Genomic DNA, 25301 nt, shown 5'->3' with positions numbered 1-25301 from the left:
AGGTGCTGTGGATAATGGGGGGTTTACCCTGGAACAGTCTAGCATGCCAAACAGCCCAATAGACCCGAGCGGCGCGGGAGATCTGGCCCAGAATCTCGCTGGAAATGCCGTGGTACCAGTATCGGCTGACGCACCGCCCGTTGCTGGCGCGGAACCGCGCTTTGTGGAATATCCCGGTAGCCCGTTCCAGCTGTTCCAGCCCTATCCTCCGGCCGGCGATCAGCCCACCGCGATCAACGGGTTGACCCAGGGTATCGAAGACGGCCTGATGTTCCAGACGCTGCTGGGCGTGACGGGCTCGGGCAAGACCTACACCATGGCGAACGTGATCGCGCGGCTGGGACGCCCTGCGCTGGTGTTGGCGCCCAACAAAACGCTTGCGGCGCAGCTATATGCCGAAATGCGGGAGTTCTTTCCGAAGAACGCGGTCGAGTATTTCGTTTCGTACTACGACTATTACCAGCCCGAGGCCTATGTCCCGACGCGCGACCTGTTCATTGAAAAGGATTCGTCCATCAATGAGCACATCGAACAAATGCGTCTATCGGCTACCAAGAGCCTGCTTGAACGCCGGGACACTATTATTGTCGGCACGGTGTCTTGCATCTACGGTATTGGTAATCCCGGCGACTACCACGCGATGGTTTTGATTCTGCGCAGCGGAGACCAGATCTCGCGGCGGGAAATCCTGGCGCGTCTGGTTGCCATGCAATACACCCGCAATGACGCCGAATTCACGCGGGGGGCGTTCCGGGTCCGTGGCGAAACCATCGACATCTTCCCGGCAGAAAGCCCCGAGCTGGCGCTGCGCCTGACGCTTTTTGATGACGAGATCGAAAGCCTGGAGTTGTTTGATCCCCTGACGGGCCGCATTCGGCAAAAGCTGCCACGGTTTACCGTGTATCCCGGGTCGCATTACGTCACCCCGCGCGATACGGTTCTGCGCGCGATTGAAACGATCAAGGTGGAGCTGCGAGAGCGTGTCAAACGCTTCGTGGACGACGGTCATCTGGTCGAAGCCCAGCGTCTGGAACAGCGCACGCGGTTCGATCTGGAAATGCTGCAGGAGTTAGGCTTTTGCAAGGGGATCGAAAACTACTCCCGCCACCTGTCCGGCGCCGCACCAGGCGACCCGCCACCCACGTTGATCGATTACCTGCCGTCCGACGCGCTGATGTTCATCGACGAAAGCCACGTGACCATTGGCCAACTCAGCGCCATGTATCGCGGCGACCGGTCGCGCAAGGAAACGTTGGTGCAATATGGGTTCCGGTTGCCATCCGCGATGGACAATCGACCCCTCAAGCTTGAAGAATTCGAGGCGCGGATGCGCCAATGCGTCTTCGTGTCGGCCACGCCAGCGGCTTACGAGAAAGAACACGCTGACAACGTCGTTGAGCAGGTCGTTCGGCCCACTGGCTTGGTCGATCCTTTGGTCGAGGTATTGCCGGCCCGCACCCAGGTGGACGACTTGCTGGGCCAAATCAAGGCGCGGGTTTCGGTGGGCGAGCGGGTGCTGGTCACCACCCTGACCAAACGCATGGCCGAGGATTTGACGGATTTCCTTAGCGAACACGGCGTCAAGGTGCGCTACTTGCACTCCGACATTGATACCGTCGAGCGCGTGGAAATCCTGCGGGACCTGCGCCTGGGCACCTTTGATGTGTTGGTGGGCATCAACCTGCTGCGCGAGGGGCTGGATATTCCCGAGGTTTCGCTCGTGGCCATTCTTGACGCCGACAAGGAAGGCTTCCTCCGATCCGAGCGCAGCTTGATCCAGACGATTGGCCGCGCGGCCCGCAACCTGAACGGCCACGCCATTCTCTATGCAGACCGCATTACGGATTCGATGCAGCGCGCGATGGAGGAAACCAGCCGTCGGCGCGCCAAGCAGCTGCAGTTTAATATCGACAATGGCATTACGGCGCGCGGCGTCCGCAAGGCCGTGCGTGAGCTGATCGACGGCATCGTCGCGCCAGTGCAGCACGACGCCCTTGAGGCCGCCGTGCCAGCCGAGTTCCTCAAGGACGAGAAGGCCTTGGCTCGCGAGTTGAAGCGCTTGGAGAAGCTGATGATGGACCACGCTCGAAATCTGGAATTCGAGCAGGCCGCTGCCGCGCGCGATGCGCTTACCGCGCTGAAGCAACGTGTTCTTCTTGATGGGGCCGTATAAGCGCTCGCGCCGCGCAGCGCGTCGGTATGGGCTGACAGGTAGCTGACATAATGCTGAAAATGGTGCGAAGGACGATCGATATGCGCGCACAGCAGGAAAGGGCGCCTGGCGCCCACTGGGAGTGGAGGGGTGACGTTTAAATATCTCGATAACTATTTGATACTAAAGGGGTTTTTTAACACCCCGGCCGACCTTTACTCATTTGTTTCTTTGCAAAAAAAGCTTGCCTTATCTCGGGTTTTCCCTCACACTTACTCCCATGATGACCAAGGTACTTTTCGTTTGCATGGGCAATATCTGTCGCTCGCCGAGCGCAGAGGGCGTGTTTCGCCATTTGGTGAATGACGCGGGGTTGAGCGACGTTGTTCGCATTGACTCTGCGGGCACGCATGCGTTTCATATCGGCGAGGCGCCTGATGCCCGGGCGCAGGCTGCGGCACGTAAACGCGGCTACGAGATCACGCACTGTGAGGCCCGTCAGGTCACCGCAGAGGATTTCCGCGACTTCGATCTTATCCTCGCCATGGATTGGGACAACCTGTCTGCGATGCAGCAGCAGTGCCCCAAGACCTATCAGCACAAGCTGATGCTGCTGATGCGCTTCGCCAATGAGTTTGAAGAGGCCACTGTGCCCGATCCTTACTATGGCGGCGCGGATGGTTTTGGCAAGGTTCTCGATTACTTGGAAGACGCCTGCCAAGGTGTCCTGGAATTGGTCCGCAAGCGCGCTACCCAGTACCAAGCGGCCTGACCGCTTTTCCGTAGAGCCGCTCACAGTGCGGCTCTTGGGGTACATGGCAACGAAAAAACCGCGCAACAGCGCGGTTTTTTCTGGCCAGGAGCCATACCAAATTAGTCGGGAATAGGCTATACTTGACCCAATTACTCGGGTATTGACCGCCGGATTCGCTGGCGGCCATTGCCGAATCACAGGGAACCCACCATGCGGCTAACTACCAAAGGGCGTTTCGCCGTGACTGCCATGATCGATCTCGCGATGCGCCAGCACAGCGGCCCGGTCACTCTTGCGGCCATCAGCCAGCGTCAAAACATCTCGCTTTCCTATCTGGAACAGCTGTTCGGGAAACTGCGTCGCCACGAACTCGTGGACAGCGTGCGCGGCCCGGGCGGCGGTTATTCGCTTGCGCGCCTTGCACGCAATGTGACCGTCGCGGACATCATCTTTGCAGTGGACGAGCCGCTGGACGCCACCAGCTGTGGCGGCAAGCGCGACTGTACAAGCGGCAATGACGGCAAGCCGGGTAAGTGCATGACGCACGAACTCTGGGCGACGTTGAACCGCAAGATGGTCGATTACCTGGATTCGGTGTCCCTGCAAGATCTGGTCGATCAGCAGCGCGTGCGCCAGTTGCAGGAAGCCAGCAATCAAGCGCAGGCCTGCGCAGTACGTGTCAATCGGGTGGGCGGCGCCAATGCCGCTGCCAATTCCCCGACCACGACCGTCGCGGCTAACGCCACCGTATAAGCAGTATCAGGAGTTGTAGACATGACCACCCGTCCGATTTATTTTGATTATTCGGCCACCACCCCCGTCGACCCGCGCGTCGTGGACAAGATGGTGCCGTGGCTGTACGAGAACTTCGGCAATCCGGCCTCCCGTAGCCATGCGTATGGTTGGGATTCGGAAGAAGCCGTCGAACGCGCCCGCGAAGAAGTCGCCAAGCTGGTCAACGCCGACCCGCGCGAGATCGTCTGGACTTCTGGTGCGACCGAGTCCAATAACCTGGCCATCAAGGGCGCTGCGAATTTCTACGCGGAACGCGGCAAGCACGTCATCACCGTCAAGACCGAGCACAAAGCAGTGCTTGACACCTGTCGCGAGCTGGAACGCCAGGGTTTTGAAGTCACCTACCTGAACGTGAAGGACGACGGTCTGATCGACCTGGACACGTTCAAAGCCGCGCTGCGACCTGATACGGTGCTGGTGTCGGTGATGATGGTGAACAACGAAATCGGCGTTATCCAGGACATCGAATCGCTGGGCGAAATCTGCCGCGAAAAGGGCATCATTTTCCACGTCGACGCCGCTCAGGCGACTGGCAAGGTGGAAATCGACCTGCAAAAGCTGAAGGTTGATCTGATGTCGTTTTCGGCGCACAAGACGTACGGCCCGAAGGGCATCGGCGCGCTGTATGTGCGTCGCAAGCCGCGCATCCGTATCGAAGCGCAAATGCACGGTGGCGGCCACGAGCGCGGTTTCCGCTCGGGCACGCTGGCTACGCACCAGATTGTCGGCATGGGCGAGGCTTTCCGCCTGGCGCGCGAAGAAATGGGTACCGAAAACGAGCGCATCCGCATGCTGCGTGATCGCCTGTGGAATGGCCTGTCGCAGATCGAAGAGGTCTATCTGAACGGCGACATGGACCAGCGCGTGCCGCACAACTTGAACGTCAGCTTCAACTATGTCGAAGGCGAGTCCCTGATCATGGCGATCAAGGAACTGGCCGTTTCCAGCGGCTCGGCTTGCACGTCGGCCAGCTTGGAACCGTCGTACGTGTTGCGTGCCCTGGGCCGCAATGACGAACTGGCGCACAGTTCCATCCGTTTCACGCTCGGCCGCTTCACGACCGAAAAGGAAGTGGACTACGCGATTGAATTGCTCAAGAGCCGCGTTGGCAAGCTGCGCGATATGTCGCCGCTGTGGGAAATGGCCAAGGAAGGCATTGACTTGAACACTGTGCAGTGGGCCGCGCACTAAGCGCCCGCGCCAAGAAATACGTGGAGAAATAACATGTCTTACAGCACCAAAGTTCTGGATCACTACGAAAACCCGCGCAACGTCGGTTCGTTCGACAAGTCGGACGAATCGGTTGGCACCGGCATGGTCGGCGCGCCCGCCTGTGGCGACGTCATGAAGTTGCAGATCAAGGTCAATGAAGCCGGCGTGATCGAAGACGCGCGTTTCAAGACCTACGGCTGCGGCTCCGCCATTGCGTCCAGCTCGCTCGTGACCGAATGGGTCAAGGGCAAGACGCTGGATCAAGCGATGAACATCCGCAACACGCAGATCGCCGAAGAATTGGCGCTGCCGCCGGTGAAGGTGCACTGTTCCATCCTGGCCGAAGACGCTATCAAGGCCGCGGTGCAGAACTACAAAGAGAAGCATTCGGCCCCAGCCGAAGCGGTGGCAGGCTGATCATGTCCGTTACCCTGACCCAACAGGCTGCCACCCACATCGGCCGCTACTTGCAAAAGCGCGGAAAGGGTATCGGCTTGCGGCTCGGCGTTAGGACGACGGGCTGTTCCGGCATGGCCTACAAGTTGGAATATGTGGACGACTCGGCGCCGGAAGACGTCGTGTTCGAGAGCTTCGGCGTAAAGGTCTTCATTGACCCCAAAAGCCTGGCTTACCTGGACGGAACCGAGCTTGATTACGCCCGGGAAGGCCTGAACGAAGGCTTCAAGTTCCGCAACCCCAACGAGAAGGCGACCTGCGGCTGCGGCGAGTCGTTCACGGTGTAAGTCTTGGCTGTAGACGACCACTTCAGCCTGTTCGGCTTGCCGGCCCGCTTTGACCTGGATGCGCAAGCACTGGAAACCTCGTGGCGAGCCGTCGCGGCGCAGGTGCATCCCGATCGCTATGCCACCGCCAGCCCCGCCGAGCGCCGTGTCGCCATGCAATGGGCGGCGCGCGCCAATGAGGCGTATCGCGTTTTGCGCGATCCCTTGCTGCGGGCCCGCTATCTGTGCGAACAGGCGGGCGTGGACTTGCAGACCGAGAGCAACACGTCCATGGACACGGCGTTCCTGATGCAGCAGATGACGTGGCGCGAAATGCTGGACGACGCGCGCGACGACGCTGACGCGCTGGCGACCCTGCGCACGGAACTGGACGAGGCTCGCGTGTCGATGCGCGCCACGCTTAAGCGCCTGCTGGACGATGAGCACGACCATGCCGCCGCGGGCCTTAAGGTACGCGAATGGATGTTCGTGGAAAAACTGGCGCAAGAGCTGGCGCACGCCCAGCCCGCTGGATAGCCAACGCTGCGTTGTGGCGCCCGAGCACCGGGTGCCTGCACATCGCCGCCAACTGACCAGAAAAAAATAGATCATGGCCTTATTGCAGATATCCGAGCCCGGTGAATCGCCCGCGCCGCACCAGCGCAAGCTGGCGGTGGGGATCGATCTGGGCACTACCAATTCCCTCGTTGCGGCAGTGCGCAGCAGCGTGGCTGAAGTGCTGCCCGATGCGCAGGGCCATGCCCTGCTGCCGTCGGCGGTGCGCTACCTGCCGGGTGGCAAAGTCACAACGGGCCGCGAGCCCCTCGCGCAGCAAGCCGAAGACCCCTTGAATACCGTAGTTTCCGTGAAGCGATTCATGGGCCGTTCGCTGGAAGAGGCGCGTGCCACGCGTGCGCCTTATGAATTCGTGGACGCGCCCGGCATGGTCCGGATCCGCACGGTGCAGGGCGATTTGAGCCCTGTTGAAGTGTCGGCCCAGATTCTGGCGGTGCTGCGTCAGCGCGCCGAAGACGTATTGGGCGATGACTTGGTGGGCGCGGTGATTACCGTGCCCGCTTACTTTGACGACGCCCAGCGCCAGGCAACGCGCGACGCCGCGCGGCTGGCCGGGCTGAACGTACTGCGCCTTCTGAACGAACCGACCGCTGCCGCCATCGCCTATGGCTTGGACCACGCATCGGAAGGCGTTTACGCCGTCTATGACCTGGGCGGCGGCACCTTTGATATTTCCATCTTGCGGCTGACGCAGGGCGTATTCGAAGTGATCTCCACCGGCGGCGATACGGCGCTGGGGGGTGACGATTTTGATGCGTTGATTGTCGATCACGCTGTGGCCAAGCTGGCGGCCGGCGAGTTTTCTGCCGCTGACCGGCGTGGTTTGTTGATGGCTGCGCGCGCCGCGCGTGAAGCCTTGTCCAGCGCGGACAGCGCGACGCTGAAGCTGGCGCTGGCCGACGGCCGCAACGTGGATCTGGTACTGACCCGCGCCGAATTCGAAACCTTGGCCCAGCCGCTTATCGAACGCACGCTGGATTGCGCGCGCCGCGCGCTGCGCGATGCGTCTTTGACGCCGGCGGACGTGAAAGGCGTGGTGATGGTGGGTGGCGCGACGCGCATGCCTGTCGTGCGGGCCGCAGTGGGCAAGGTGTTTGGCACGGAGCCCCTGACCGACCTGGACCCGGATCAAGTCGTCGCGCTGGGCGCGGCGTTGCAGGCGAATCTGCTGGCCGGTAATCGCGCACCGGGTGAAGATTGGCTGCTGCTGGACGTGATTCCGCTGTCGCTGGGTCTGGAAACCATGGGCGGGCTGGTTGAACGGGTGATCCCGCGCAACAGCACCATTCCCGTGGCGCGCGCCCAGGAGTTCACCACGTTCAAGGACGGCCAGACTGCCATGAGCATTCATGTGGTGCAGGGCGAACGCGACCTGGTGGCGGACTCCCGTTCCCTGGCTCGCTTCGAACTGCGCGGCATTCCGCCGATGGTGGCGGGCGCCGCGCGCATCCGCGTGACGTTCCAGGTGGATGCCGACGGCTTGCTCAGCGTGACTGCGCGCGAGCAAAGCACGGGCGTCGAGGCCGCCGTGTCGGTCAAGCCGTCTTACGGATTAAGCGACGACGAAATTGCCCAGATGCTGGCCGACAGCGTGGCGCAAGCCGATACCGACGCCCGCGCCCGCATGTTGCGCGAGCAGCAAGTGGACGCGCGCCAGTTGGTGGAGTCCGTACAAGCCGCGCTGGCGGTTGACGGCGACCTTCTGGACGCCGACGAGCGCCGCCGCGTTGATGAATGCCTGCAAGCCGCCATCGACGCCCAAGCTGCCGACGATGTGGACACCGTGAAGGGCGCCGTGCAGGCCTTGTCGGCCGCAACCGACGACTTCGCCGCGCGCCGCATGGACCGCAGCATTCGCGCCGCCTTGGCGGGTCGAAAACTTGATGAGATTGCCTGATAAGACGCTATGCCGAAACTGACTGTATTGCCTCATCCCGACTACTGCCCTGAAGGCGCCGTAATCGAGGACGCGCCCAAGGGCGTGTCGATCTGCCGCATTTTGCTGGACAACCATATCGACATCGAACACGCCTGCGAACTATCGTGTGCGTGCACCACCTGTCATGTGGTCATCAAGCAGGGCTATTCTGCACTGGAAGACGCGACGGACGACGAAGAGGACTTGCTGGACAAGGCTTGGGGCTTGACGCCCACGTCGCGCCTGTCGTGCCAGGCGCTGGTGACCGATGCTGACCTGACGGTTGAAATTCCCAAGTACACCATCAACCATGCCAAAGAGGGCCATTGATGAAGTGGACCGATACCTACGACGTTGCGGCCGCCCTGGTCGACGCGCATCCTGACGTGGACCCCAAAACGCTGCGCTTCACGCAGCTGCGCGAATGGGTCATGGCCTTGCCCGGTTTCAACGACGACCCCGCCCACTGTGGCGAAAAAATCCTTGAAGCCATCCAGATGGCCTGGATCGACGAAGCGGACTGACCGCATCAAACAAATACGCTCCCGGATGGGGGCGTTTTTGTTTGCGCGGACGTCGTGCCGCCGTGCCGGCGTCAAGCGGCCACGTTATCATCAAGGATCCGTACGTTGTGTTCCACCTTGTCCGAGTCTACTGATGCCCGCTGCTCCATTGCGCTTTGGCCTGGCCGCCAACCGGCTGCACCACGAAACCCCCGATGCCGCTTTGTTCACCTGGTTGCGCGCGTGCTCGTCCACGATACGCGAGCTGGGAGTCCAACTGCACACCGTCGGCCGCACCCATGACGCCATCGTGCGCGAAGGGATGTTGCAAGGCTACAGCGGGCTGATCCGGTATCCCTACGGGCGCGAAGGCGGACTGATGAAGCTGGTGGCGCGCGTGACCGAAGGGCGCGACGGGCAGGCGCCGTTCGACGGCGCTATCTATCTGATCGACCCGGTGGATCCGTCGTCGATTTTCCCGGAAGCCTTGGCGTTAAAGCGCCAGTGCATCACGCATGGCCGGCCGTTTATTTCAACGGTGGCCGGTGCCATCGAATGGATGGAAGTGGAACGCGTGCATGCCGGGTTGGCGCCTGATGCGTCCGTGTCGCGCCTGTTCAACTTCACGGGCCAGACGCTGGCCATGATCGCGCACGATGCGCTCAAAGACGAGATGGTGGCCTTTGCCAGCGAGCATTTCGACGTGTTGTCGCAGTTTGCCCGGCGCGTGGCGACAGGCACAACCGGCGGCCGGCTGAACGAATTGGCATGGTCGCGCGGGTGGCCCAAGGATACGCCGTGGGTGCATCGCTACCTGAGCGGTCCGCTGGGCGGCGACGCGCAGATTGCCGAACTGGTGCTTGAGCATCAGTGCCAGCGCGTGATCTTCTTCGAAGACCCGCATGTGGCGCGCCAGCACGAGGCCGACATTCAACTGCTTGAACGCGCCGTGCGCGTGGTGACGGACTCCGCCACCTGCGCAACCTCGCCGACCGTGGCGCGGCGCTGGGCGCAGGCGGTCGAGAAGCGCGTGGGCCTGATCTGACGCCTGTGCTAGCCGGGCAAGCCGCCATCGATGATGATCCGGCTTACCCGGTCCGCCACGGCGGTGGCCGCCATGGACAGCGGCAGCACGTCCGAACGGCATAAGAATACCGGCCGCGTCAGGCGCGGCGCTTTTATCCGGCGCAGCGACACCTCGCCGCGCATCGCCTCTTTGCGCACGGCTTCGTAGGACAGGATCGTGTGCGCCAGCCCGGCGCGAACCAGTTCTATCAATTGCGGGATCGCGTTGGCTTCTGCAATGACGCGAAACGCCGTGCGTTCCTGCTGCTGATAATTGTCCAGCAGCCGCCGCAAACTATGTGGATTGCCGGGCAGAACCAGCGGTAGTTTGGCCAGGGCGCCTATCCCCATCTTGGGTAACGCGGCCAACTGCCCGGACCACGCTTTTGCACCACCGCGTGCTGCCGGTGGCGACACCACCGCCAGTTCCTCATCGATCAAATGCTGAAAACGCAGGTCCACGGCCGCGTCGTCGCTGAACGTCAGGCCCAGGTCGGCGTGTCCCGAACTGACGAAACCCGGGATGTATCCGGTGCTGGATTCGATGATCTTCAAATAGACGTCGGGCCAGGTTTGCAGGCTGAATCGCAGCAGCGGTACGGCCACAAGCTTGGCCATGGACATTGACATGGCCAAGGACACCGTGCCGCGCGGGGCGACCAGGTCTTCGCGCACATCGGCGCGCGCCGCGTCGATGCGGCCCAGTATCTCGCGGGCGTGAGACAACAGTCGTGCCCCAGCGGCGGTGGCGGTGACGCCGCGCGATGTCCGGTGCAGCAGCACCACGCCCAAATCTTCTTCGAGGTTGCGGATCAACAGGCTAAGCGCGGGCTGCGCGACATGCAGCGCGGCCGCCGCACGGCTGATCGAGCCGGTTGAAACCACCGCAACAAAGCACTGCATTGCACGAATCGACATCGACATTGAAAGGTCCTGGTCGGGATTGCCTATAACAATTTTATGATAGCCAGCATATAAAAACGGTATTTCTCATATAACTACCCGCTTTGCATAATGCAGCCGCCACCATCGAAAAAACACAAGGAGACATCATGGCGCTGATGAAAGCACTGGCCACCGCGATTGCCGCGGCGGTTCTGGCCACGCCCGCGGTCGCGGATACCTGGCCGTCCAAACCCATTACGTTGCTGGTGCCGTTTTCCGCGGGCGGCCCCACGGATTTCATCGCACGCCTGGTGGCTGATCCGCTGTCGCGCGAGTTGGGCCAGCAAGTCATCGTGCAGAACAAGCCGGGCGCCAGCGGCAACGTCGGCTATCAAAGTGTGCTGAATGGGCCCGCCGACGGCTACACGCTGATGCACAACACCGTTGGCATGCAGGCCATCAACCCGTTGATGTATCCCAGCGCCAACATGCAGCCGCTGACCGACTATGTGCCGGTTGGCACAACCGGCGCCATGCCGAACCTGCTGGTCGTCAACCCGGAGCGCACGCCGGTCAAGACGCTGGCTCAGCTGGTGGAGCGTGGCCGCGCAGCCTCTCATGGCCTGAGCTACGCCACGTTTGGGCCGGGCAGTTCGCCGCATGTGTATGGCGCGCTGTTGCAGAAGCTGGCGAAGTTTGACGCCGTGGGCGTGGCATACAAGGGCAGCGCCAACGCCGTGACCGATGTGATCGGCGGCCAGGTTGATTTTCTGTTCGACAGCATGTCGACCAGCATCGGGCAGGTGCAGGCGGGCAGGCTGCGGGCCTTGGCCATCACGTCGGGCGCGCGGTCGCCGCTGCTGCCGGATGTGCCCACCTTGAAAGAGGCCGGCTACGCGGGACTGGACTTGAAGTTCTGGTTCTCGCTGCAAGTGCCGGCCGGCACGCCGCCCGAGGTCGTGGCAAAGCTGCGCACGGCCGTGGCCAATGTGGTGGCCAGTGAAGCGTATCGCAAGGCCATGCAGGAACGTGGCGCCGAAGCGTTGTCCGTGCCGCCGGCCGAGCTTGATGCGTTCTTCAAGCGTGAAACGGCTCAATGGACCCATGCCGCCCACACCGTCGGATTGAAGGCTGAATGATGAACATGCCGACTCCTACGCGCATGGCGCCACTGAAAGACATTACGGTGCTGGATCTGAGCAAGGTGCTGGCCGGCCCGTTGTGCGGCCAGTATCTGGGCGAGCTGGGCGCGCGCGTCATCAAGGTCGAGCCCGTGGGCACCGGCGACGACACGCGCGCCTGGTTGCCGCAGGACGCCGGGCAGTCCGCCACGTTCCTGGCCGTCAACCACAACAAGCGCAGCCTGGCCGTCGACTTGAAATCCGACGCGGGCAGGGCAGTGGTGCATCGGCTGGCCCAGCAGGCGGATGTGGTGTTGCAGGGGTTCGGCGGCAAGACCGCCGCGCGGCTCGGCGTTGACTACGAGACGCTGGCCCGCCTGAATCCGGCGCTGATCTATTGCGAAATTTCCGGGTATGGCCGCGAAGGGCCGATGGGTGACGAGCCCGGTTATGACGTGATGCTGCAAGCCTTCAGCGGCATGATCAGCACCATGGGCGAGCCGGGCGGCAACTTCGCCCGCGCCAGCTTTTCACCGGTGGACCTGGGCACCGGGTCGTTTGCGTTAAGTGGCATTCTGGCGGCGCTGCTTCAGCGTGCGCAGACGGGGCAAGGACAGTATCTGGACGTGTCGTTGCTGGATACCTCATTGGGCTTGATGTCGTACATGGCGCAGAATTATTGGCGCACTGGCCAGATTCCGCGTCGCATGGGCACGGGCCACCCGGCGATGTGCCCATATCAGGCGTTTCGTGCCGCGGATGGCGACCTGATGCTGGGCGTGGGCAATGACGCACAATGGCAGCGCTTTTGTGCCGTCGCCGGTTTGCTGGACAAGGTGAACGATCCGGAATTCGCCAGCAACGCGGCGCGCGTGCGCAACTTTGACGCGACCGTGGCATTGGTGCAGGCGCGGATTGCGACGCGAACGGTGGCCGACTGGATCGCCACGCTCAAGCCCGCCGGCATTGCCTGTTCGGCCATACACACGCTGGACCAGGCGCTGTCGCACCCGCAGGTGGCGGCACGCGAACTCATCGTCAGCAGCCAGCATCCGGTGCTGGGTACGGTTCAGAACGTGGGCTTGCCCGTGCGGTTCGGCAAGCAGCCGCGCCACGCCGCCATGCCTGCGCCGCTGCTTGGACAGCACAGCCGCGAGATTCTGGCAGACTTGGGCTTCACGCCCGACGACATCGACGCCTTGCTTGCCGCCGGCAGCGTGCAGGAAGCCCCCCAGCAAGCACCCCAACAAGCAGCCCAAGCGTCGCCCCACACAGCACTCGGAGAACCATCTTGACCTATCTACGCTACGAAGTGCGCGACCGGATCGCCGAGATTCACCTGTGCCATGCGCCGGTCAATGCACTGGATGTGGACATGCTGGATGCGTTGATCGCCGCGCTGGAGCGCGCCAATGCCGATACGGCCGTGCGCGCGGTGCTGCTGGCCAGCGATCTTCCCGGCCGCTTCTGCGCCGGGTTGGACATGAAGAAATTGATGGCCAGTTCAGCCGGCGAAATCCATGCGCTGTTGTCCCGGCTGTACGTCAAGCTCTACGACGCGCAATTCAACCTGACCAAGCCGTCGATATCCGTGGTGTCGGGCGCCGTGCGCGGCGGCGGCATGACGGTGGCCATTTCCAGCGACATGATCGTGGCCGCCAGCAACGCCACGTTCGGGTATCCCGAAATTGATGTCGGCGTGCTGCCGGCCATCCACTACGCGCATCTGCCTGCCATCGTGGGCAAGCATCGCGCGTTTGATCTGCTCTTTACCGGCCGCACATTCAGTGCGCAGGAAGCGCACGCGCTGGGCCTGGTGGCGCGCGTTGAAGAAGAAGCCCAGTTGTTGGCGCAGGCGCGCCAGTTGGCGCAATCGTTGGCAAGCAAGCCGCCACAGGTGCTGGCCATGGGCCGCCGCGCGTTCGTGTTTGCCAACGATAACGACTACCGCCGCAAGCTGGCGACCGCCGTCGAGGTGTTCTGCAACGCTGCCGCCACGCCGGATGCCGCCGAGGGACTGTCGGCGTTCGTGGAAAAGCGTGCGCCGGTTTGGAAGGAAGCGTAGGGAACAACAACGGCGGGGAGGGTCCATGAAGGCCGCGCGCCGCTCACGAACCCCTAACGCCCCTGCCTGGGCTATTACCCCTTGAACTGCGGCGCGCGTTTTTCGCGGAACGCGCGCACGCCCTCGGCAAAGTCCGCTCGACCCGCGGAATCCAAAAAGCGCGCCGTCTCCTCGGCCAGTTGCGTCTCCAAGGTGGCGTGCTGCGCGCTGCGCAGCAAAGCCTTCGCGCCCGCAATACCATGCGGCGCATGGCGGGCCAGTTCCTGGGCGTAGCGTGCACCCGCCTCGGCCAGATCCGAAGCGGGCACGCTGCGGTTAAGAATGCCCCATGCCAACGCATCGCTTGCCGTGAAGGCATCGTGTCGCAGCAGCAGGTCCAGCGCGCGCCGTGCGCCCAGCACGCGAACCAGCCCGTGCGTCATACCCGCGTCGGGCGTTGCGCCCAGCTTCAAGTACGCGGTCATGAAGCGTGTGTCGTTATCGGCAATGGCCAGATCGCAGGCCAGCACCAGCGACAAGCCTGCGCCCGCCGCGACGCCATGCGCTTGTGCCAACCAGATCTTGTCCATGCGTGCGATGCGCGCGATGAAATCATTCAGCGGCGTGAACAGGTCCAGCAAGGTCGCGCGCACCTGCGCCGCTTCGCCGGTGAACATGCTGATGTCGCCGCCGGCGCAAAACGCCTTGCCCGCCGCACGCAACCGAACGACCCGAATATCCTTCTGCGTTTCCAGCCATTGCGCGGCGCGTTGCAGGTCGCGCGCCATGGCGACGTCGATGGCGTTAAGCGTGTCGGGGCGGTTCAGCGTGACGGTGGCCAGCGTGCCGTCCGCCTCCAGCAGCACGGAATCGAACGTGGGAAGTTCCTGGGTCATGGCGTGTCTCCGTTATCGGGTAAGTACCAACTGTCGATCCAAAAACCGCGATGCTATGGTCTGAACCGAGCGCTTGCTTGGTTTTGTTTTAAGCAGGCCTAGCGTAACGCATAGCACTGCCGCATAGCACTGTCGCATTGAACGATTTTCCGGCGCTGGATTGGCGTAGGTAAAAGACAGGTTCGTTGCATCGCCTGCCTGGCGGGTCGCCCGATTCATCGCCCAAAAAAAATGTCCGCCACAAGGCGGCAAATAACTTCGCGATCAATCAGCGAGGAGACAAATGGTGGATCAGTCCGAACACGCTCCCTTGCTGGAGGTGGATGGCGTTACCTTGGCTTTTGGCGGCGTAAAAGCGCTGACGGGCGTGGGCTTCCGGGTGGCGCCCGGCACCATCACCACCGTCATCGGCCCCAACGGCGCAGGCAAGACGTCGCTGTTCAACACCATTTCCGGCTTCTACAAGCCGGCCACCGGCCAGATCCGATTTGAAGGCCGCGACATCAGTCGCGTGGCGGCGCCCGAGCGCGCGCGGATGGGCTTGGCGCGCAGCTTTCAGAACATCGCGCTGTTTCGCGGCATGACGGTGCTGGACAACATCAAGCTGGGGCGTCACGCACACCTGCGCACCAACGTGCTGGATGCGCTGCTGTACCTGGGACGCGCGCGCCGCGAAGAAATGGCGCTGCGGGCTGACATCGAAGAACGCATCATCGACTTTCTTGAAATCGACCACATCCGCCATGCGCCCGTGGCGGCGTTGTCCTATGGGTTGCAAAAGCGCGTGGAACTGGCCCGCGCGCTGGCCATGCAGCCCAAGGTGCTGATGCTGGACGAACCCGTGGCCGGCATGAATCGCGAAGAAACCGACGACATGGCGCGCTTCATCCTGGATGCGCGCACCGAGTGGGGCGTGACGGTGCTGATGGTTGAGCACGACATGGGCATGGTGATGGACCTGTCGGATCACGTCGTGGTGCTGAACTTTGGCCAGGTGATTGCCGATGGCACGCCCGCCGAGGTGCAAGCCAACCCCGAGGTCATCAAAGCCTATCTGGGCGCGGGGGATGTGGGCGACCTGCGCCGCCGCCTGCGGGAGGCCGCGTGATGGATGCGCTGTTCTTCCTGGAAGTGACCCTGGCGGGACTGGGCAGTGGCGGCCTGTACGCGCTGGCTGCCCTGGCGTTCGTCATCGTCTACAAGGCCACGCGCGTCGTGAACATCGCCATCGGTGAATTCCTGATGCTGGGCGCCTATGTGTTCTACGCGTTTGCCACCGGCATGCAGTGGCCCATCTGGCTGGCCATTGTGGGTGCTGTCGTCGTGTCGGGCGCGTTGGGCGCGCTGGTCGAACGGCTGACGATACGGCCGATGCTGGGCGAAGCGCCCATCTCGGTATTCATGGTGACCGTGGGCCTGGCCTCGATTCTGGTGGGGGTGGTGGAACTGATCTGGACAGCGGATCAACGGCGCTTGCCGGAATTCATGCCGCGCTCGCCCGTGATGATCGGCGAGGCGTTTGTTGCACCCAAGGTGTTCTACGGATTCTGGGTGGCGGTGGTGCTGGCGTTGCTGGTGCTGGTGGTGTTTCGCTACTGGCGCGGCGGCGTGGCCTTGCGCGCCACGGCGTCCGATCAGGGCGCGGCCTATGCGATGGGCATCAACGTGCCGCGCGTGTTCTCGTTGGCCTGGGTGGCGGCGGGCGCGCTGGCGGCGGTGTCGGGCGTGATCGTGGGCGCCATCGGCGGCATCTCTTCGTCGATGGGCGTGTTCGGCCTGTCGGTATTGGTGGTGGTGATCGTGGGCGGGCTGGACAGCGTGGCGGGGGCGCTGGTGGGCGGTGTGTTCATCGGCCTGCTGGAAGCCTGGGCAGGCGCCTATCTGGGTGGCGAATTCAAGCTGCTGGCCACTTTCATCGTGCTGGTCGTGGTGCTGATGGTCAGGCCCTACGGCCTGTTCGGCACCCGTGAAATCGAGAGGCTCTGACCCATGCGCATCGCGACCGCGAAACAGACTTACCTGGCGGACGAGGCCCTGTTCGATACGCGCACCCAGCACGTGTGGCTGGCCTTGCTGGCGGCTTCGCTGGTGTTGTTCCCATTCGTGGCCGACGCGTACTGGTTGTACCTGGCCTGCCTGGTCGCCATCAATATCGCCAGTGCCACGGGCTTGAATATCCTGACGGGCTACACCGGGCTGGTCAGCCTGGGGCAAGCCGCGTTCATGGGGCTGGGCGCGTACACGGTGGCGGTGATGGAACTGCGCCTGGGTACGCCGGTGCTGGTCAATTTGCTGGGGGGCGGGGTGGTGGCCATGCTGGGCGGGCTGCTGGTGGGCATCCCGTCGTTGCGGGTGAAGGGCTTGTACCTGGCCATCGCCACCATCGCTGCGTCATTCATCGCGCATTTCATCTTTGCCAATTGGCAATTCACCGGCGGCACCACAGGTTTGCAGGTGCCCCCCGCGCGCTTGCTGGGCGTGGACCTGGACACGTCGTTCAAGATCTATTGGCTGATCGTGCCCGTGACGATCCTGATGGTGCTGGGCGCTGCCAACCTGTTTCGCACCCGCATCGGCCGCGCCTTCATCGCCATCCGCGACCGCGATATCTCGGCCGAAGTGCTGGGCATCCACCTGCTGCGCTACAAGCTGCTGTCGTTCGGGCTGTCGTCTTTTTATGCGGGCGTGGCGGGCGGCTTGTGGGCGTACTTCTTTCGCGTGGTCACACCCGAGAGCTTTCCACTGATCATGTCGATTTTTTTCCTGGCTGCGATCATCGTGGGTGGCATGGGCTCGATTCTGGGGGCCATCCTGGGCGCGGTCTTTATGACGATGGTGCCGGAACTGCTCAAGCTGATCGTCGGTTGGCTGCCCGTAGGGGGCGACGCGCTGCGCTTGGTATCGCCGGTGCGCACCATTGTTTTCGGCCTGCTGATCGTGGGCTTCCTGATCTTCGAGCCCCATGGGCTTGCGGAAATCTGGCGGCGCGTGCGTCGCTTCTTTCACCTGTGGCCATTCCGGACCTGAACGCGGATTGGCCGATTGCATGATCCAAAAAGACCCAAGGAGACACACCATGAAGCGCATCCGGATAGGCAGCGGTTTATCGAGGTTGTTGGCCCCGCTGGGCCTGGCGGCGGCAATAGCGGCGGCGCCCGCCGCGCACGCTGCCGACGACCTGGTGCTGGGCGGGTCGATTCCCTTGAGCGGCGTGTTCGCGTTCGCCGGCCAGGGCATCCACGCCGGCATCACCGACTACGTGAAGATCATCAACGACCAGGGCGGCATCAAGGGGCGCAAGCTGCGCTACGTGCCGGAAGACACGGCGTACAAGGTCGATGCGTCGGTGGCCGCCTTCAAGAAGATTACCAGCCAGAACAAGGTGAATTTCTACTACGGCGATTCCACGGGGTTTTCAAAGACCATCAACGCTGAATTGAACCGCACGGGCGACATCCTGATGACGGGCGCGTCGTTCGCCACCGAGCTGAACGACCCCGCCAAGTATCCGGCGCAGTTCATGCTGGGGCCCGACTACACCGAAATGTTCGGCATCCTGCTGCGCTACATCGCCAAGGAGCAGCCCGGTGCGAAAGTCGCGTTCGTGTATTCCGACACCGAGTTCGGCCGCGACCCCATTGCCAGTTCGCGCGCGGTCGCGGAAAAGCTGGGCCTGAAGGTCGCCACCGAGATCATGACGCCGCCGGGCAGCGTGGACGTGTCCACCGAAGTCATCAAGCTGCGCCGCGCCGACCCTGACTTCACAATCTTCCACGGCTACGTGCTGGCGCCCATTCCCGAATTCGTGGGGCAGGGCAAGCGCATGGGCTTGAAGACGCGCTACATGGGCACGTTCTGGACCATGGACAACTCCACCGTGATGCAGATGGGCGAAGACGCCGAGGGCTTCATGGGCGTGATGCCGTATCGCTACTACTACGACACCGAGGGCGATGCGCCGATGCTCAAGAAGATTCGCGAGATGCGTCCGCAATATCAAAGCACGGGCTACATGCAGGGCTTCCTGGCCGCGATGCTGTTTTCCGAAGTGGCCAAGCGCACCCTGGACGCCGGCAAGGATTTGACCAGCGCCAACATGAAAGCCGCGCTGGATGGCATCAAGGACTTCGACACGGGTGGGCTGATCGGCGTGCCCATCACCATCAAGGGCAACTCCATTCCGGTGGGCCGGATCTATCGCGCCGATGTGAAGCAAAAGCAGATGGTGCCGGCGTCCGACTGGATCGTGCTCAAGTGAGGCGCCTGTGACGTTCGCCCCTGACGCGCACGCGGCATCGACGGGCACCGCCACGCCCGCGGCGGTGCTGGACATCAACAATATCGAAGTCGTCTACAACAAGGCGGTGCAGGTGCTGCGTGGCCTGTCCCTGTCGGTGCCGGCCGGCAACATCGTGGCGCTCTTGGGCAGCAACGGCGCGGGCAAGTCCACCACGCTCAAGGCCGTGTCGGGTTTGCTGGACCTGGAAGACGGGGCACTGGTGCGCGGCCACATCGTGTTCAACGGCGGCGACACTCGCGGCGCCAAGCCGCAGAACCTGGTGCGATCGGGCCTTGCGCACGTGATGGAAGGGCGCCGCGTATTTGAAGACCTGACCGTGGAAGAAAACCTGGTGGCCGCCACCTACGCGCTGACGGGCAGGCCCGGCGCGCGGGTGGACTTCGACCTGGTCTACGGCTACTTTCCGCGCCTGTTCGAGCGGCGGCGCGGCCTGGCGGGCTATCTGTCTGGCGGTGAACAGCAGATGCTGGCCATCGGCCGAGCGTTGATCGCGCAGCCGCGCCTGATGCTGCTGGACGAGCCCTCGCTGGGCTTGTCGCCGATGCTGGTCGAAAACATTTTTTCCATCATCGCGCGCATCAACGCCGAGCAGGGCGTGTCGATGTTGCTGGTTGAGCAGAACGCCTCGGTGGCGCTGGCCGTGGCGCACTACGGCTACATCATGGAAACCGGCAAGGTGGTGATCGACGGCTCGGCCGACAAGCTGGCCGCCGACCCCGACGTGCGCGAATTCTATCTGGGCGTGGGCGGCACGGGCGAGGCGCGCGGCTTTCGCGATATCAAGCATTACAAGCGCCGCAAGCGCTGGCTGTCATGAAGGACAAGGCCATGGTTGCGTTGATTGATCCCGCCGTCTGGCCCGAGCTGACCCTGCCGCAGATGTTGCGCGAGCAGGCGCGGCGCAAACCCACGGCCATCGCCATCCGGCAAAAAGACTTTGGCATCTGGAAGCCGCTGTCGTGGGCGGACTACTGGCAGCGCGCCTGCCGCGTGGGCCTGGGGCTGCGTGCCCTGGGCTTGGGGGTGGGCGGGCGCGTGGCCATCGTGTCGGAAAACCGCGTGGAATGGCTGCTGACGCAGCTGGGGGCGGGCACGGTGGGCGGCGTGGCGGTGGGTGTGTATTCGACCAGCCCGGCCGAGGAAATGGGTTATGTGCTGGAGCATGCCGACGTCGAACTGGTGGTGTGCGAAGACCAGGAGCAGACCGACAAGGTGCTGCAAGTGGCCCACCGGCTGCCCTTGCTGCGCCGCATTGTGATGATGGAGACCAAAGGCCTGCGGTCATACCCGCCCGCCGACCGCACGCGCATCGTCACCTTTGCCGAAGTCGAAGCCGACGGCGCGCGTCGCGAGGCCGTCGAGTTTCCCGCGCTGAACGCCGCGCTGGATACGCAGCGGCTGGATGACACGGGGCTGATGATTTATACGTCGGGCTCCACCGGCAAGCCCAAGGGCGCCATGCTCAGCTACCGCAACATGCGCGGCGTGGCGCCGGGCATCGCGGACCGGCTGTCGATGGATGCGGCCAGCGTGCACCTGTCGTATCTGCCGTTATGCCATGTGGCCGAGCAAATGCTGTCCACTTTCGTGCCCCTGTACCTGGGGTCGCAGGTGAACTTTGGCGAATCCATTCGCACCGTGCAGGAGGACCTGCGTGAAGTGGCGCCGACGATTTTCCTGGGCGTGCCGCGCATCTGGGAAAAGTTGCACGCGTCGATCTCGATCAAGATGCAGGAGGCGGGGCGGCTGCAACAGTGGTTGTACCGGCGGGCGCTGGCGCGTTGTGCGCCGTTTCTTGAAAAGTCGCCTGCGCAATACAGTGCGGGCGAACGGCTGACGCATGCGCTGTGGTACTGGCTGGTGCTGCGCGCCTTGCAGAACTTCATCGGCTTGCGGCGCGTGCGCGTCGCGATGACGGGCGCCGCGCCGATACCGCCCGATGTGGTCCGCTACTTTCGCAATCTGGGCGTGCCGCTGCTGGAAGTCTATGGGCTGACCGAGTCCGCCGGCATGATCTTCGGCCAGCACCCCGATCGCGTAAAGGTAGGCACGGTGGGTGAACCGATCCTGGGCGTGGAATGGAAGATGGGCGAGGCGGGTGAATTGCTGGTGCGCGGCGACATGGTGTTCCAGGGCTATTACAAGAACCCGGACGCCACCGCCGACACGGTGCGCGACGGCTGGCTGCATACGGGCGACGTGGTGGCGGAACAGGACGGCCGCGTGCGCATCGTGGATCGCCTGAAAGACATCATGATCACGGCCGGCGGCAAGAACCTGACGCCGTCCGAGATCGAAAACGCCGTCAAGGGCAGCCCGTATGTGAAGGAATGCATCGTGATCGCGGATGGGCGCAAGTTCGTGTCGGCGCTGATCCAGCTTGAATTCGACACGGTGGGCAAGTGGGCCGAGTCGCGCCGCATTGCGTTCACGCATTTCCGGTCTCTGGCGGAATCGCCCGAGGTGCGCGAGCTGGTGCAGCAGGAGGTGTCGCGCGCCAACGCCGGGCTGGCCCCGGTGTCGCAGATCAAGCGCTTTCACCTGTTGACCAAGGAACTGGATCACGATGATGGCGAGGTCACGGCCACGATGAAAGTGCGCCGGGCCAGCATCTATCGCACGTACGCGAACGAAATCGAAAGGCTCTACGTTGAGGAGACGATGGCATGAATGACGCCGTGATCGTGGAGGCGGTTCGCACGCCGTTTGGTCGGCGTGGCGGATGGTGGGCCGATACGCGGCCCGATACGTTGCTGGCGCAGACGGTGGATGGCTTGCTGGCGCGTGCCGGCTTGCCGGGCGACAAGGTCGAGGACCTGATCGCGGGCTGCGTCAGCCAGGCGGGTGAGCAGGGCGCAAACGTGGGGCGGCTGGCGGCACTGCTGTCCGGCGTGCCGGCAACCGTTCCGGGCGTAACACTGAACCGCATGTGCGGCTCCAGCCAGCAGGCGGTGCATTTTGGCGCGCAAGCCATCGCGGCGGGCGATATGCGCTACGTGGTCGCGGGCGGCGTCGAAAGCATGAGCCGCGTGCCGATGTTCCTGGACGTGACCTTGGGGCAGGGCGAATTCAAGGGTTTTGAATCGCTGAACCCGGCGCTGTTGGAACGCCATGCGCTAGTGCATCAGATTGAAAGCGCCGAGCGCATCGCCGACCACTGGACACTGTCGCAGGCGGACATGGACGATTGGGCGCGCGAAAGCCACGCACGCGCCTGGGCTGCCGCGCGGGCCGGCCTGCATGCCGAACTGCTGCCCGGCCCGCAAGACGCCGCGCATCGGGACGAAGGTATCAGGGAGAAGACCGACGCGGCGCGCATGGCTGCCATGGCGCCCGCGATGCGGCCCGCTGGCCAGGGCGGCGTTACCGCCGCCAACGCCAGCCAGCTGGCAGACGGGGCGGCGGCGGTGTTGCTGGCGGATCGCGACACCGCGCTTTCCGACGGGCTGCGGCCTCGGGCGCGTTTCTTGGCACGGGTGGTCGTGGGGTCCGACCCGGTGATGCAGCTGACGGGCGTGATCCCGGCGGCGCGTCAGGCCTTGGCGCGTGCCGGGTTGGCGCTGGAAGACATCGACTGGATCGAAATCAACGAAGCCTTCGCCAGCGTGGTGCTGGCGTGGCAGCGCGAGCTTGATGCGAAGCCCGCGCGCGTGAATCCCTGGGGCGGCGCCATCGCGCACGGCCACCCTTTGGGTGCGACCGGTGCCGGGCTGATGGCCAAGATGCTGGCGGGGCTGGAGGCGACCGAGGGTGAAATCGGCATGCAGCTGATGTGCATCGGCCATGGCATGGCCACGGCCACCATCATTCAAAGGCTGTGATCGGCCATGACCAAGACCGCGGCCCTTGTGCCGCGCGAAGAGGGCGCTGATTCCGAACGCCGCCGCGAACTGGTGCTGACGGCCGGCAGGCTGTTCTGCAAGCACGGCTACGAACGGACCACGGTGCGCGAACTGGCGCGCGCCGTGGGCTTGCAGTCGGGCAGCCTGTTCCATCACTTTCGCAGCAAGGAAGAGATCCTGGTGGCGGTGATGAACAACGGCATCCAGGAAGTGATCGACGGGGGCGAACGCGCGCTGGCGCACTACGATGCGCCGGCGGATCGGCTTGCCGCGCTGTTTCGCGTGCACATGTGGAGCATGCTGCAAGGCGCGGGCGGCGATGCAATGAATGCGCTGGTCTACGAATGGCGCAGCTTGTCCGCGCCCAGCCAGTCGGCGGTCAAGGCGCTAAGCGATCGCTACGAAGCGATGTGGCAGTCGGTGGTGGCGGATGCCGTTCAGGCGGGGCTGATCCAGGGCGACGCGCGCGTCATCAAGCGCTGCGTGCTGGGGGCGATGAACCTGACGGTGCAGTGGTACAAGCCTGGCGGGCGTCTGGCGCCGGCGGCTTTCATCGATGCGATGTTGTTGGCGTCGTTGCCGGCGTTGCCGGAAGGGGCGGGCGCGTGGCCGCTGGATGCCGCCGCCTAGCCGCGACGCTTCAGGAATGCCGCCACGGCGCACGCCACGCCCAAGGCCAGCAGGCAACCGGAGACAGGCAGCAGGAAGTCGGCTTCGCCGTGATAGCCGCCGCCGGAGACGCCGCCGGCCACGCCACCCATCCACAACAGCGCCGTCAAGATCGCGGCCACCACGGAGATGGCGGTGGCAATGCATAGCGCAATGAACACCGGGCGGCGTGGCCGCGCGGGCGCGTAGGTCGCACCCGGCAGGACGCGGCGGGGTTGTTTGATCCAATAGACCAGCCCCGCCACGATCAGCAGCAGCATCAGGATCTTGAAGATCACGACGCTGCTCCGGCGCTCGCCTGCGCTGCTGCGACCTTAGTCTTCACGACGCAGGTGCGGGAACAGGATGACGTCGCGGATGCTGGGGCTGTCGGTCAGCAGCATGACCAGGCGGTCGATGCCGATGCCGCAGCCGCCTGTCGGAGGCATGCCGTATTCCAGCGCGCGGATGTAGTCCGCGTCGTAGAACATGGCTTCTTCGTCGCCGGCGTCCTTGGCTTCGACTTGCGAGCGGAAGCGTTCGGCCTGGTCTTCGGGGTCGTTCAATTCCGAGAAGCCGTTGGCGATTTCGCGGCCGGTCATGAAGAGCTCGAAGCGCTCGGTGATGCCTTCGCGCGTGTCGGAAGCGCGCGCCAGCGGCGACACTTCAACCGGGTAGTCGATGATGTACGTGGGGTTCCAGAGCTTGGCTTCGGCCGTCTCTTCGAACAGCGCCAGTTGCAGCGCACCCAGGCCGGCGCGCGACAGCACGGGGCCGTCAGCGTCCGCGCCCAGCTTCTTGAGTTCAGCGCGCACGAAGACCGGGTCGTCCAGCTGTGCCTGCGTGTAGCCCGGCGCGTACTTCAGGATGGCTTCGCAGATGGTCAGGCGGTCGAACGGCTTGGACAGATCAAGCTCGCGCTCCTGATACGTCAGCACGGCGCTGCCGGTGGCCGAGATGGCGGCCTGGCGGATCAGTTCTTCCGTGAAGTCCATCAGCCAGCGGTATTCCGCATAGGCCGCGTAGAACTCCATCATCGTGAATTCAGGGTTGTGACGCGGGCTGACGCCTTCGTTGCGGAAGTTGCGGTTGACTTCGAACACGCGTTCGAATCCGCCGACGATCAGGCGCTTCAGGTAGAGTTCGGGCGCGATGCGCAGGTACATTTCCATGTCCAGCGCATTGTGGTGCGTGACGAACGGCTTGGCCGCCGCGCCGCCCGGAATCGGGTGCAGCATGGGCGTTTCCACTTCGAGGAAACCGGCGTTCAGCATGAACTGGCGGATGCTGCCCACGGCCTTGCTGCGCGCTTCGAACGTGCGGCGCGTGGCGTCCGTCATGATCAGGTCAACGTAGCGCTGGCGGTAGCGCAGTTCCTGGTCGGCCACGCCGTGGAACTTGTCGGGCAGCGGACGCAGCGACTTGGACAGCAGGCGGGCGGTGGCGGCGTGCACCGACAATTCGCCCTTGTTGGTCTTGAAGACCGACCCTTCGATCGCGATGATGTCGCCGATGTCCCATTGCTTGAACGCGGCGTAGTTGTCTTCGCCCAGCGTGCCCCGGTCCAGGTAGATCTGGATGCGGCCGGTGCTGTCTTGCAGGGTGGCGAAGCTGGCCTTGCCCATGACGCGCTTGAGCATCATGCGGCCGGCCACCTTGACGGTGACGCCGGCGGCGGCCAGGGCTTCCTGTTCCTCGCCGTCGTACTTGTCGTGCAGCGCGGCGGCGCGGGCGTCCGGAACAAAGTCGTTCGGGTACGCAACCCCGGTTTCGCGCAGTTTGGCCAGCTTGGCGCGCCGTTCGGCGATCAAGCGGTTTTCATCCTGGGCGGGTGCCGGAGCGGTCGAGTGGTCGGTCATGGTAAGGGG

At 63.6% G+C, this 25301-nt stretch carries 26 protein-coding genes; 22 read left to right on the top strand and 4 right to left on the bottom strand.

The features are described from left to right. Nucleotides 1-43: 43 nt before the first annotated feature. The 11 genes from uvrB (at nt 44) to KYT87_RS16745 (ending at nt 9677) form a co-directional block, all read left to right on the top strand. Nucleotides 44-2173, top strand: a complete 2130-nt coding sequence (uvrB, locus tag KYT87_RS16795; RefSeq protein WP_240433893.1) for an excinuclease ABC subunit UvrB — start codon at nt 44-46, stop codon at nt 2171-2173. Nucleotides 2174-2432: 259 nt separating this feature from the next. Next, on the top strand, nt 2433-2924 hold the full coding sequence (locus KYT87_RS16790; RefSeq protein ID WP_046805835.1) for a low molecular weight protein-tyrosine-phosphatase: 492 nt from the start codon (nt 2433-2435) through the stop codon (nt 2922-2924). Nucleotides 2925-3116: 192 nt separating this feature from the next. After that, the gene (gene iscR, locus KYT87_RS16785) at nt 3117-3659 is read left to right on the top strand and encodes a Fe-S cluster assembly transcriptional regulator IscR (protein WP_006220176.1); all 543 of its coding nucleotides are present in this window, start codon (nt 3117-3119) and stop codon (nt 3657-3659) included. 21 nt (nt 3660-3680) lie between these two features. Further along, nucleotides 3681-4892 (top strand): IscS subfamily cysteine desulfurase, encoded by a 1212-nt coding sequence (locus tag KYT87_RS16780; protein WP_046805794.1) that lies wholly within the window; start codon nt 3681-3683, stop codon nt 4890-4892. Nucleotides 4893-4925: 33 nt separating this feature from the next. Beyond that, nucleotides 4926-5330 (top strand): Fe-S cluster assembly scaffold IscU, encoded by a 405-nt coding sequence (iscU, locus tag KYT87_RS16775; RefSeq protein WP_006220174.1) that lies wholly within the window; start codon nt 4926-4928, stop codon nt 5328-5330. Between the two features lie 2 nt (nt 5331-5332). Next, entirely contained in the window at nt 5333-5656 is a 324-nt protein-coding gene (iscA, locus tag KYT87_RS16770; protein WP_006220173.1) for an iron-sulfur cluster assembly protein IscA, read from the top strand. A gap of 3 nt (nt 5657-5659) precedes the next feature. Then, the gene (gene hscB, locus KYT87_RS16765; protein WP_104145020.1) at nt 5660-6172 is read left to right on the top strand and encodes a Fe-S protein assembly co-chaperone HscB; all 513 of its coding nucleotides are present in this window, start codon (nt 5660-5662) and stop codon (nt 6170-6172) included. A 73-nt stretch (nt 6173-6245) separates the two neighbouring features. Beyond that, nucleotides 6246-8108 (top strand): Fe-S protein assembly chaperone HscA, encoded by a 1863-nt coding sequence (gene hscA / locus KYT87_RS16760; protein WP_120156162.1) that lies wholly within the window; start codon nt 6246-6248, stop codon nt 8106-8108. Nucleotides 8109-8117: 9 nt separating this feature from the next. Beyond that, complete coding sequence (gene fdx, locus KYT87_RS16755) at nt 8118-8459, top strand: ISC system 2Fe-2S type ferredoxin (RefSeq protein WP_046805791.1); 342 nt, start codon at nt 8118-8120, stop codon at nt 8457-8459. Beyond that, nucleotides 8459-8653 (top strand): Fe-S cluster assembly protein IscX, encoded by a 195-nt coding sequence (gene iscX, locus KYT87_RS16750; protein ID WP_046805790.1) that lies wholly within the window; start codon nt 8459-8461, stop codon nt 8651-8653. Before fdx ends, iscX begins: the two co-directional genes overlap by 1 nt. A gap of 133 nt (nt 8654-8786) precedes the next feature. After that, complete coding sequence (locus KYT87_RS16745; protein WP_104145022.1) at nt 8787-9677, top strand: methylglyoxal synthase; 891 nt, start codon at nt 8787-8789, stop codon at nt 9675-9677. Between the two features lie 8 nt (nt 9678-9685). On the opposite strand, the gene KYT87_RS16740 is transcribed toward KYT87_RS16745, so the two are convergent. Beyond that, the gene (locus KYT87_RS16740; RefSeq protein ID WP_219990410.1) at nt 9686-10621 is read right to left on the bottom strand and encodes a LysR family transcriptional regulator; all 936 of its coding nucleotides are present in this window, start codon (nt 10619-10621) and stop codon (nt 9686-9688) included. Nucleotides 10622-10749: 128 nt separating this feature from the next. Between KYT87_RS16740 and KYT87_RS16735 the strand changes: the two genes are divergently transcribed. The 3 genes from KYT87_RS16735 to KYT87_RS16725 are packed head-to-tail and all read left to right on the top strand — an operon-like array spanning nt 10750 to nt 13768. Further along, complete coding sequence (locus KYT87_RS16735; protein WP_219990409.1) at nt 10750-11721, top strand: tripartite tricarboxylate transporter substrate binding protein; 972 nt, start codon at nt 10750-10752, stop codon at nt 11719-11721. Nucleotides 11722-11726: 5 nt separating this feature from the next. Continuing rightward, nucleotides 11727-12998, top strand: coding sequence for a CaiB/BaiF CoA-transferase family protein (locus KYT87_RS16730; protein ID WP_255593209.1), 1272 nt, complete (start codon nt 11727-11729; stop codon nt 12996-12998). After that, nucleotides 12995-13768 (top strand): enoyl-CoA hydratase/isomerase family protein, encoded by a 774-nt coding sequence (locus KYT87_RS16725; RefSeq protein ID WP_219990408.1) that lies wholly within the window; start codon nt 12995-12997, stop codon nt 13766-13768. Before KYT87_RS16730 ends, KYT87_RS16725 begins: the two co-directional genes overlap by 4 nt. A gap of 74 nt (nt 13769-13842) precedes the next feature. Here the strand turns inward: KYT87_RS16725 and KYT87_RS16720 are convergent, their stop codons facing one another. Continuing rightward, the gene (locus tag KYT87_RS16720) at nt 13843-14643 is read right to left on the bottom strand and encodes an enoyl-CoA hydratase/isomerase family protein (RefSeq protein ID WP_219990407.1); all 801 of its coding nucleotides are present in this window, start codon (nt 14641-14643) and stop codon (nt 13843-13845) included. 283 nt (nt 14644-14926) lie between these two features. Between KYT87_RS16720 and KYT87_RS16715 the strand changes: the two genes are divergently transcribed. The 8 genes from KYT87_RS16715 (at nt 14927) to KYT87_RS16680 (ending at nt 23415) form a co-directional block, all read left to right on the top strand. After that, nucleotides 14927-15751, top strand: a complete 825-nt coding sequence (locus KYT87_RS16715) for an ABC transporter ATP-binding protein (RefSeq protein WP_046805787.1) — start codon at nt 14927-14929, stop codon at nt 15749-15751. After that, a complete protein-coding gene (locus KYT87_RS16710) occupies nt 15751-16629 on the top strand; it encodes a branched-chain amino acid ABC transporter permease (RefSeq protein ID WP_046805786.1) in 879 nt (292 codons plus the stop codon). The genes KYT87_RS16715 and KYT87_RS16710 overlap by 1 nt, the downstream gene beginning before the upstream one ends. 3 nt (nt 16630-16632) lie before the next feature. Next, nucleotides 16633-17670 carry a branched-chain amino acid ABC transporter permease gene (locus tag KYT87_RS16705; RefSeq protein ID WP_046805785.1) on the top strand — a complete coding sequence of 346 codons (1038 nt, stop codon included), beginning with the start codon at nt 16633-16635 and terminating at the stop codon, nt 17668-17670. Nucleotides 17671-17719: 49 nt separating this feature from the next. Continuing rightward, nucleotides 17720-18901, top strand: coding sequence for an ABC transporter substrate-binding protein (locus KYT87_RS16700; protein WP_082134542.1), 1182 nt, complete (start codon nt 17720-17722; stop codon nt 18899-18901). A 64-nt stretch (nt 18902-18965) separates the two neighbouring features. Then, on the top strand, nt 18966-19760 hold the full coding sequence (locus tag KYT87_RS16695) for an ABC transporter ATP-binding protein (protein WP_046805831.1): 795 nt from the start codon (nt 18966-18968) through the stop codon (nt 19758-19760). A gap of 11 nt (nt 19761-19771) precedes the next feature. Beyond that, nucleotides 19772-21613, top strand: a complete 1842-nt coding sequence (locus tag KYT87_RS16690) for a long-chain fatty acid--CoA ligase (protein ID WP_370638714.1) — start codon at nt 19772-19774, stop codon at nt 21611-21613. Then, complete coding sequence (locus KYT87_RS16685; RefSeq protein ID WP_219990405.1) at nt 21610-22764, top strand: thiolase family protein; 1155 nt, start codon at nt 21610-21612, stop codon at nt 22762-22764. The genes KYT87_RS16690 and KYT87_RS16685 overlap by 4 nt, the downstream gene beginning before the upstream one ends. A gap of 6 nt (nt 22765-22770) precedes the next feature. Continuing rightward, nucleotides 22771-23415: a TetR/AcrR family transcriptional regulator gene (locus KYT87_RS16680; protein WP_219990404.1), complete on the top strand. Its 645-nt coding sequence runs from the start codon at nt 22771-22773 to the stop codon at nt 23413-23415. Here KYT87_RS16680 and KYT87_RS16675 read toward each other — a convergent pair. Both KYT87_RS16675 and lysS read right to left on the bottom strand, forming a co-directional pair. Beyond that, nucleotides 23412-23732, bottom strand: a complete 321-nt coding sequence (locus KYT87_RS16675) for a preprotein translocase subunit TatB (RefSeq protein WP_219990403.1) — start codon at nt 23730-23732, stop codon at nt 23412-23414. The genes KYT87_RS16680 and KYT87_RS16675 overlap by 4 nt on opposite strands. Before the next feature lie 36 nt (nt 23733-23768). Beyond that, the gene (gene lysS, locus KYT87_RS16670) at nt 23769-25292 is read right to left on the bottom strand and encodes a lysine--tRNA ligase (RefSeq protein WP_046805780.1); all 1524 of its coding nucleotides are present in this window, start codon (nt 25290-25292) and stop codon (nt 23769-23771) included. Nucleotides 25293-25301: the final 9 nt, after the last annotated feature.

It is taken from the genome of Achromobacter sp. ES-001 (genome assembly GCF_019448355.1).
Taxonomy (GTDB): Bacteria; Pseudomonadota; Gammaproteobacteria; order Burkholderiales; family Burkholderiaceae_B; genus Achromobacter; species Achromobacter spanius_B.
Note: the sequence above shows the minus strand (reverse complement) of the source record. Positions and strands in the feature narration are given on the sequence as shown.